Source organism: Thioalkalivibrio sp. ALMg11 (genome assembly GCF_000377905.1).
GTDB lineage: Bacteria > Pseudomonadota > Gammaproteobacteria > Ectothiorhodospirales > Ectothiorhodospiraceae > Thioalkalivibrio.
In genome coordinates, this window is sequence record NZ_KB898888.1 from 1 (window position 1) to 1,386 (window position 1,386).

The window sequence follows — 1,386 nt, forward strand, 5'->3', positions numbered from 1 at the left end:
GATGCCGTCGCTGGTGAACCAGAAGCCCGGCAGTACGTCCACCACCTGGAATTCGAAGGTGAAGGTCCCTTCGATGAAGGCCCCGCCCTGGCTCTCGAATTCCAGGATGCTGTCGCCGGACGTCAGGGCCATCTCCATGATCTGCTCGCCGCCGGTGTAGTGTGCCGCCGCCGCTTCATAGTCCTGACCGAAACCGGGCGTCACACCGGACATGAACAGCTGGAAGTTGTTGGTGCCCACCGCGGTGTAGTCGGCGTTGACCACGTAATTGCCGCCGACCGTATCGGTGCCGGTTACCACGCCGCGGAGTTCGTCCCAGAGGAGCCCCATGGAGTAGTCGTTACCGAGGATGTCGCCGGACTGGGGCGCGGCCGCGTTGGTGACGGTCCGGTAGGACGTGGCGTCGCCGTACCCGCGGTCATAGAACACATCGCCGACCTGAACCGGATTGTCCAGGTCCTGAGTGTACTGGAAGGTCTGGGTGTTCAGGTCGAACTGGATCCGGCGGACGTTTTCGACCGATCCGCTGTAGTCCGCGGTGGCGTCGAGGTTCATGTCGAAGTCGATCACCTCCGCTGTCGCGGTACTCGCGCCGGCAGCGAAAACGCCGGCGCAGAGCGAACCAAGAAGTACTTTTTTCGCGTTCATGGGGTTCTCCTGATGCTCAATTTAAAGCGATTCAACCATCGCCGGGGCTTGGCCTGATGGCAGATTCTGTTGCTGCCGAGTTGTTATACGCAGACAACGTGCCAACTTTCGCATCGAGGATTGATCCTTCATAACCTGTTGTTCGGTTGGTAGAAAATTCTGATGCTTTCCGGCGGTTTTTGGATGCGGGGCAGCGTGCGGGCGATTGGCTCCAGTTCTGGGGCGGAAATGTAAAGGCGGTCGACGGAGGCTGGCGTGGGTTGCGTGCGTCAGGCCGCCGGGTAGGGGGAGAATGGATAACAAATAGAATAACATCAGTAACTTGAAGATATTTTTTGTTTGTAAGGCGTGTCGACAGGGGCCACAAGAGGCCCCGGGGATCGGCAAAGGGTCGGGGCGACGGGCCGTTTGCGAGGGGAAGTCGTGATGTGCGGGAGCGCGCGAAACACCGAAGGACCGGTCGCGCCTCGCGGGGAGCGATGGGGTCAGGCCGTGCGCGCCCGCGACAGTCGATGCGCGACGACCAGCATGGCGAGGAGTACCAGCAGGTCGAACAGCAGGGCCGCGATCAGCCCGAAGGCCTGGAGCAGGCCGAACACAACCTCAACCGTCATGTTCAGGAGAGCCCCGGATCGCTGCAGGGCATTCGTACGCTAACGGCGATCTATCTGGAACAGGATCGCGTGGAGGATGCCCTGCAGTTCGTCGAGCGGGCAAGCCGCGACTACACCGGTGAGC

2 protein-coding genes are annotated in these 1,386 nt (G+C 61.1%); one reads left to right on the forward strand and one right to left on the reverse strand.

All coding sequences use genetic code 11. The features are described from left to right. The coding region (locus D578_RS0114685) for a hypothetical protein (protein WP_018950678.1) at positions 1-648 on the reverse strand (648 nt) is incomplete at its 3' end. Between the two features lie 512 nt (positions 649-1,160). On the opposite strand from D578_RS0114685, the gene D578_RS16010 reads away from it, so the two are divergent. Next, positions 1,161-1,386 (forward strand): hypothetical protein (locus D578_RS16010; protein ID WP_026289382.1); only part of this gene is annotated, 226 nt, incomplete at its 3' end.